At 74.5% G+C, this 7,572-nt stretch carries 2 protein-coding genes; both read right to left on the minus strand.

Annotated elements, in window-relative coordinates; translation table 11 throughout:
• Positions 1-4,595, minus strand: a 4,595-nt coding sequence (locus ABZY11_RS41240; RefSeq protein WP_356484084.1) for an SDR family NAD(P)-dependent oxidoreductase, incomplete at its 3' end; no start/stop codon positions are given.
• Positions 4,595-7,572 (minus strand): amino acid adenylation domain-containing protein (locus ABZY11_RS41245; RefSeq protein ID WP_356484085.1); only part of this gene is annotated, 2,978 nt, incomplete at its 5' end. The genes ABZY11_RS41245 and ABZY11_RS41240, both read right to left, overlap by 1 nt.

Raw genomic sequence — 7,572 nt, forward strand, 5'->3', positions numbered from 1 at the left:
CTGCCGTCCGGCGCCGGCCACGCGACCGGGGCTCCGGCCGCCCAGGCGGCGGCGATGTCCGCCGGGTCGGTGCTGGTGGGCGCGGCGGCCCGGGAGGCGGCGCGGCCGCGTGCGCTGCCGGTCCAGACGCCCGTCGTGTCCTTCCCGCGCAGCCGGGCCACCAGTTCGGTGACGGTGGAGGCCTGCACGACCATGCGGTCCGCCCACTCCTCGCGTCCCTGCTGGAGGGTGAACGCCACGTCGGCGGGGCAGGGTGCCGAGCCGTCCGCCAGGCCCCGCTCCAGGGCGTCCGCCAGGTCGGCGGCGAGCACCGGGAGCCGCTCGGGGACCCGGGTGGAGAGCGGGAACAGGTAGGGTCCCGGCTCCGGTGCGGCGGTCGGCGGGGCGACGTACTCCTCCACCACGAGGTGGGCGTTGGCCCCGCCCGCGCCGAAGGAGCTGAGGCCCGCGCGCCGGGGTGCCCCGTCCGGCCGGGGCCAGGGGGCGAGGTCGCGCTGGACACGCAGCGGGGTGGAGTCGAAGTCGATGTTTGGGTTCAGCGGGTCCGCGTGCAGCGACGGAACGAGCCGGCCGTGCCGCATCTGGAGCAGCACCTTGCACAGCCCGGCCATGCCGGAGGCCGATTCGAGGTGGCCGACATTGGACTTGACCGAACCGATCGGCAGGCTGCGCGCGGGCAGGCCTGCCTCGGCCAGCGCGCGGGCCAGCCCGCGGATCTCGACGGGGTCGCCGAGGGCCGTGCCGGTGCCGTGCGCCTCCAGGTAGCCGAGGGTGGACGGGTCCACGCCCGCCTCGGCGAGCGCCTGCGCGACGAGTTCGCCCTGGGCGACGGGGTTGGGCACGGTGAAGCCGTTGGTGCGGCCACCGTGGTTGACGCTGGTCCCGCGGATGACGCCGTGGATGTGGTCGCCGTCCCGGACGGCGTCCGCCAGCGGCCTGAGCAGCACCGCGCCGACGCCCTCGCCGGGGACGTAGCCGTCGCCGTCGGCGCCGAAGCTGCGGCAGCGGCCGTCGCTGGAGGTGAAGCCGCCCTGGCCGAGGAAGCGGTACTTGTACGGGTGGACGTGCAGGTTGACGCCGCCCGCGACGGCCAGGTCGGTGTCCCCGGCGCGCAGGTCGCGGACGGCCAGGTGGATGGCTGTCAGCGAGGAGGAGCACATCGTGTCCACGCCCAGGCTGGGGCCGGTGAGGCCGAGGGTGTACGAGACGCGGTTGGCGATGGAGGCGTGCGAGGAGGCGCCGATCCGGCCGTCCTCGGCCTCGTGCAGCTGGTAGAGCCCGTACATCGCGCCGACGTACACGCCGACGCGGTGGGAGCGCAGGTCGGCGCGGGTGCGTCCGGCGTTCTCCATGGCGTGCCAGGCGGTCTGGAGGAAGAGCCGTTCCTGGGGGTCGACGATCTCCGCCTCGCGGGGCGAGACGCCGAAGAAGAGCGGGTCGAACATGTCGATGCCGCGCAGGAAGCTGCCCCAGCGGCTGTAGGGGGCCGCCCGGTCGGCGGGGGTCGCCCGGTCGTAGTCCCGCCAGTTCCAGCGGTCCGCCGGGATCTCGGTGATCAGGTCGCGGCCCGCCTTGAGGTGATCCCAGAACTGTTCGAGGGTGTCCGACTCGGCGAAGCGGGCGGCGACACCGACGATGGCGATGGGCATCGGCCCGGAGGGGCCAAGAGCCCCGGCGGTGGTGGGGAGCACCGCCGGTGCGTGGGCCACGGACTCCGCCGGTGCGTGGGCCACGGACTCCGCCGGGACGGGGGCCACGGGCTCCGCCGCGACAGCCGCCGGGGGTGCCGGCTCTGTCACCGGTCCCGGCGCGGGCGCCAGTTCCGCGAGGCGGGGACCGTGGTGCTCGGTGAACCAGCCTGCGAGCGAGCGCAGGTCCTGGTACTCGAAGAACAGGGTCTTCGGAAGCGATCCGAAGTGCTCCTCCAGCCGGCGCGTCAGGTCCATGATCAGCAGCGAGTCGATACCGAACCGCTCGAACGGCGTGTCGGCCTCCATCTCCTGCGCCGGGAACTCGAAGACCTCGGCCAGCACTCCGCGCAGGAAGTCCTCGGCCGCGTCGGCGGCGACGGACGTCGGCCCCGTGGACACGTCCGCCGACGCGGCGCGCGGGGCGGGGGCGGAGGGAGCGGCAGGAGGCGCGGGCACCGGTGCGTTCAGCACCTCGCGCAGCCGCGCCAGGGTGCCGTACGCCACCAGTACGTGGTCGCCGTCGTGCCCCAGCGCCTGGTCGAAGGCCTCCAGCCCGGCGTCCGTCGGCATGGCCACCAGGCCGATCCGACGGGCGGTCCGGGCGGCCGTGGCCTCGTCGGCTTCGACGCGTATGCCTCCGTCCGCCCACAGCGACCAGAGCACGGAGAGGCTGCGGCCGGGGCGTCCGCTGCCCCGGCGCCAGGCCATGAACGCGTCCAGGAACCGGTTGGCGTAGGCGTAGTCGGTCTGGCCGGGGCTCCCCGCGGCCCCGGACATCGAGGAGAAGGAGATGAAGAAGTCGAGGGGGTCGTCGGCGGTGGCCCGGTCCAGCTCGACGGTGCCGCGCACCTTGGGACCGAGCACGGCCGTGCTCCGCCGGTCGTTCCTGCCGATGAGCAGCGCGTCGTCGGTGGTCCCGGCGAGGTGCAGCACCCCGTGGAGCGGGCCGAAGGCGCCGTGGATCCGCTCGACGAGGTCCGCTGCGGCGCCGGGGGCGCCCAGGTCCGCGGGCAGGTAGTGGACGTCGAGCCCGGCGGCGCGCAGTTCCGTGAGGTCGGCCCGCGCCGAACGACCCGTCAGGACGTAGCGGGCGTCGCCTCCCAGATGCGGGACGAGCCGGCGGCCCAGCGCGCCCGCGCCTCCGGTGACCAGCACGGTGCCGTGCGGTGCGAGAGGTGCCGGGGAGGGAGCCGGGGCGACGGGTTCCCAGCGCGGCACCTGCCTGCCCCCGGCCGTGTACCGGACGCGGAATTCGTGGGTGGCGCGTGCCTCGGACCCGACGACGGCGGCGAGGCCGGCCGTGCCCGCCTCGACCGCGGAGACGAGGAACTGCGGGTCCTCGTTGGCGAGGGCCCGCGCGAACCCGTCCAGGGCCTGGGCCCGCGCGTCCTCGACACCGCCAAACGTGTGGAACACGTGCAGGACGCGCACCGGGCGACGGGTCGGCTGTGCCGCCCAGGAGCGGTACAGCCCGGTGAGGGCGGGCAGCGGGTCGCCGTCCGCAGTGTGCACGACGAGGAGTTCCTCGTCGCTGGGGAAGACGGAGTCCCCGGTGCCGCTTTCGGCTCCCGGGAAGCTCTCCTCGCCGAGCACCACCGTGCGTGCGACCGGGCCTCCGGCCGGTGCCGGGGCGTCCTGCCAGCGCTGGACGAGCAGGTGCGCGGCGACGGTGCCGTCCGGCCGGGCGGCGCCGTCGACCGGCCGGGTGACCACGCCGCGCAGCCGTACGCGGACCCGGCCCTGGTCGTCGGCGAGGGCGACGTCGTGGCCGGCCGGGGTACGGACGGCGTGCACGTGGCCCTGCTCGGGGAGCCGGCCGAGGATCTCGACGGCATCCAGGGAGAAGGGCAGTTCCCGTGCGCGCGGGGCCAGGGGGTCCTCGTCGGTCCACAGACAGGACTGGAGCATCGCGTCGAGCAGGGACGGGTGGAGAGCGAAGTCGGAGAACGGAAGGTCCGCCGCCGCGGGTACGGCGACGTGTGCGAGGACCTCGCCCGGCGCGGACCGTACGGAACGCAGGCCTTGGAGGCTGGGCCCGTAACCGCCGCCGAGCGCGGAGAAGACCTCGTAGCACTCCTCCGCGGTGGCCGTACGCGGCAGCCTGGCCCGGATGGCGTCCAGGTCGAGGCGCTGTTCCTCCGGGCGGGTTCCGAAGCGGAGGGTGCCGGTGGAGCAAAGCGTGCCGTCCGTGTCGTCGTCGGCCCGGCGAAGCTCGTAGGACACCCCGTCCGTCACAGGGACCAGACGCAGACGTACGCGTACCGCTTCGTCCTCGACGAGCACGGGACGGGACCACAGCACGTTGTCGATGCCGGTGGCGTGGCCGTGGCCCTGCTGTTCGGCGGCCGCCACGGCGAATTCGAGGGCCGCCACGGCGGGCAGGATCCGGATCCTGCCCAGGGCGTGGTCGCGGAGGTAGAACTCCTCGCCGGTCAGCAGCCGTTCTGACGGTCCGTCCGCCAGGGCGGCGGGAGCCTTGATCCAGTAGCGGCGGGTCGGCCGGGCGGGTCGCGGCAGCGAGAGCCGCGCGGGCCGGTCCCCGGGGGGCTCGGGCAGGATGACGTCCCGGCCCTCGACCCACAGACGGGCGGCCTCGGCCAGGTCCTCGGTGGTGACGGGCCCTCCGTCGCCGCCGGAGGTGCCGGCCGCCGCGGTGCCGGTGGCGAGGCCGTTCCCGTCGCGCAGGCGCGCGGCGAGTTCGGCGACGCTCTCCACAACGACGGCGAGCCGGTCCCGCAGTGGTTGCCGGCCGACACTCAGGGTGTGCGCGACGCTGTCCAGGGAGGCCGACGGGTGCTCCTCCAGCCAGGCGCACAGTGCGGCCCGGTATCCGTCGAGCTGTTCGGGGCCGTCGGCGGACAGCACGACCAGTCGGGCGGTCCTGTCCTCGGTGGTGCCGCTCATCAACGCTGTCCCGCCTCTTCGACTACCACGTGCACGTTGCTGCCTCCCATACCGAACGAGCTGACGCCGACCCGTGCCGGACTCCCCTCAGCTGTCTCCCATGTCTGTGCTGCCGCCTGGATCCGGAACGGACTGCCCGCCAGGTCGAGCATCGGGTTCGGCGTCCGCAGGTCCACCAGGCCGGGGAGCGTGCGGTGACGCATCGCCAGCAGGACCTTCACGACGCCGGCGACGCCCGCCGCGGCCTCCAGGTGGCCGATGTTCGTCTTGACCGACCCGAGGCCGGTGCGCCCGGGAACGACCGGGGTCCCCCAGTCGGTGTACAGACGGTCGAACGCCTCCTTCAGGGCGTCGATCTCGATCGGGTCGCCGAGCGGGGTCCCGGTGCCGTGCGCCTCGATGTAGTCGATCGTGTCGGGCGCCACCGCGGCCGCCCGGTGCGCCGCGAGCACGACGTCGCACTGTGCCTGCGGGTTGGGGACCGTGAGCGAGTGGGTCTGCCCGCCGTGGTTCTCCGCCGAGCCGATCAGCACGCCGTGCACCGGATCCCCGTCCGCCAGGGCCCGGTCCAGGAGTTTCAGGGCCAGGAGCACCACGCCCTCGCCCCTGCCGTAGCCGTCCGCGCGTTCGTCGAAGGTCTTGCAGCGGCCGTCCGGGCTGAGCATCCCGGCGCGGCGCAGGCCGGTGAACCCGTGCGGGGACAGCAGGAGGTTGGCCCCACCGGCCAGGGCCAGTTCGCAGTCGCCCTGCTGGAGGGCGCGGGCCGCGCGGTGGACAGCGACCAGCGAGCTGGAGCAGGCGGTGTCGAAGACGGAGCTGGGGCCGTGCAGGTCGAACACGTAGGAGATGCGGTTCGCCGCGATGGAGGGGACGTTGCCGATCAGGAAGTGGTCACCCATCTCCGGCGAGCCGGGGCCGAGCAGGCTGAGGTAGTCCGTACCGCTGAGCCCGACGAACACCCCGGTCCGACTGCCGCTGAGCGCCTCCGGGATCTGGCCGGAGTCGAGCACGGCCTCGTGCGCGGCGTGCAGCAGCAGGCGCTGCTGGGGGTCCATCTGCGCCGCCTCCCTGGGCGAGATGCGGAAGAGTCCGGCGTCGAAGGCGTCCACGTCGTCGACGAAGGAGCCGCGCAGCCCCTGCGGGAACACCCGTGCGGAGAAGCCCCGCTCCATGGGGTACGGGCGGGTGAGGTCGCGTCCGGCGGCGAGGTGCTGCCAGAACTGCTCCAGATCTGCGGAGGAGGGCAGCCGTCCGCCCATACCCACGACGGCCACCGGCGGGTATCCGCGCGGCGCGGCGGACGGAGCGGCGACTGCAGCGCGGACCGGGCCGGGTGCGGTCCGGGAGGCGGGCTGCCGCCCGGCCGTGGCGAACACCTCGGGGTGGGCGGTGCTCAGGTGGGCGGCCAGCGAGGTGAGGTCCGGCCGGGCGTAGAAGACGGTCGGGCGCACGGTGATGCCGAACCGTTCGCGCAGTGCCACCGCGAGGCGGGTGAAGCCGATGGAGTCGAAACCCACCTCTCCGAGCGGCCGGTCGAGTGGGATCTCCTCCGCCGGCAGCCCGGCGATGTCGGCGGCGCTCTGGCGCAGCCGCGCCGCCAACTCGCCGTGACCGGTGGGCCCGGCCCGGCGGTCCCCTTCGCCTTCCGCGGCCGCGTCCGCCGCAGTGGTGAGGTCCCCGTGGCCGAAGCGGCGTACGAGTTCCTCGATCGGGAGTTCCACCAGCGGGCCGGTGTCCACCTTGGCATTGGGAGTCAGCGGGAGGCGGGAGAGCGCGACCGTGCGGGAGGGGACCATGTAGTCGGGCAGCCAGGTCCGGACCCGGTCGGCCGCGGCCTCCGCGGCCTTTGGCGCGGCCGTCACGAATGCCACCAGGCGCGGCTGACCCGGCAGGTCCTCGCGCAGGGCCACCCGCACTTCGCCGATGCCACCGACGGCGCCCGCCTCGCCCGCGCGCCGGAGGGCGGCCTCGATCTCGCCGAGCTCGATGCGGTGGCCGCGCAGCTTCACCTGCCGGTCGGCGCGCCCGAGGAGCACCATGTCGCCCCCTGCCGACCAGCGGGCCAGATCGCCCGTGCGGTACAGCCGTTCCCCGGTCGCCGGGTCCCGGACGAAGCGTTCCTCGGTGAGCTCCGGCTTGCCCCGGTAGCCGCGGGCGACGCCGTCGCCACCGATGAGCAGTTCGCCGACCGCGCCGAAGGGTACGGGGGTCCCGTCGGGACCGGCGGTGCGGAAGGTGGTGTTGGCGAGCGGGGTGCCCACGGTGACGGGTCCTCCCCGCCGCACCCGCTGCGCGGAGGACCAGATGGTCGTCTCGGTCGGCCCGTACATGTTCCACAGCTCGTCGCAACGGTCCAGCAGCCGGTCCGCGAGTCCGGGGGTGAGCGCCTCGCCGCCGCACAGCAGCCTGTCCACCCGGCCGGTCCAGCCGGCGTGCAGCAACATCTCCCAGGTGGCCGGGGTGGCCTGTACGACCGTCGCGCCCGCCGCGCCGATCAGCTCGGCCAGTGCCGGTCCGTCCCGGACCACGTCCTCGGGCGCGATGTGGACGGTGGCACCGCGGGTCAGCGGGAGCAGCAGTTCCAGACCCGAGATGTCGAACCCTGCGGTGGTGACGGCCAGCAGGATGTCGTCCTCGGCGCAGCCAGGCCGCTCGGCCGTCGCGGCCAGCAGGTTGACCAGATTGCCGTGGCAGACCTCGACGCCCTTGGGCTCCCCCGTGGACCCGGAGGTGTAGAGCACGTACGCGAGGTCGCCGTCCCGGCGGGCGACGGGGCGTACGGTCCGTTCCTCGGATTCCAGGCCGGTCAGGGGGATGCGCACGCCGGGCGCGTCCCCGGGCAGCCGGTCGGCCAGGTGCGGGTCGACAATCACGGCCGCCGGCACCGCGTCGGCGGCGATGTGGGCGAGCCGGGCCGCCGGGAAGCCCGGGTCGAGGGGAACGTACGCGGCCCCCGCGGCCTGGACCGCGAGCAGGG

Source organism: Streptomyces sp. NPDC006510, assembly GCF_040611955.1.
In the GTDB taxonomy this organism is placed as follows: Bacteria; Actinomycetota; Actinomycetes; order Streptomycetales; family Streptomycetaceae; genus Streptomyces.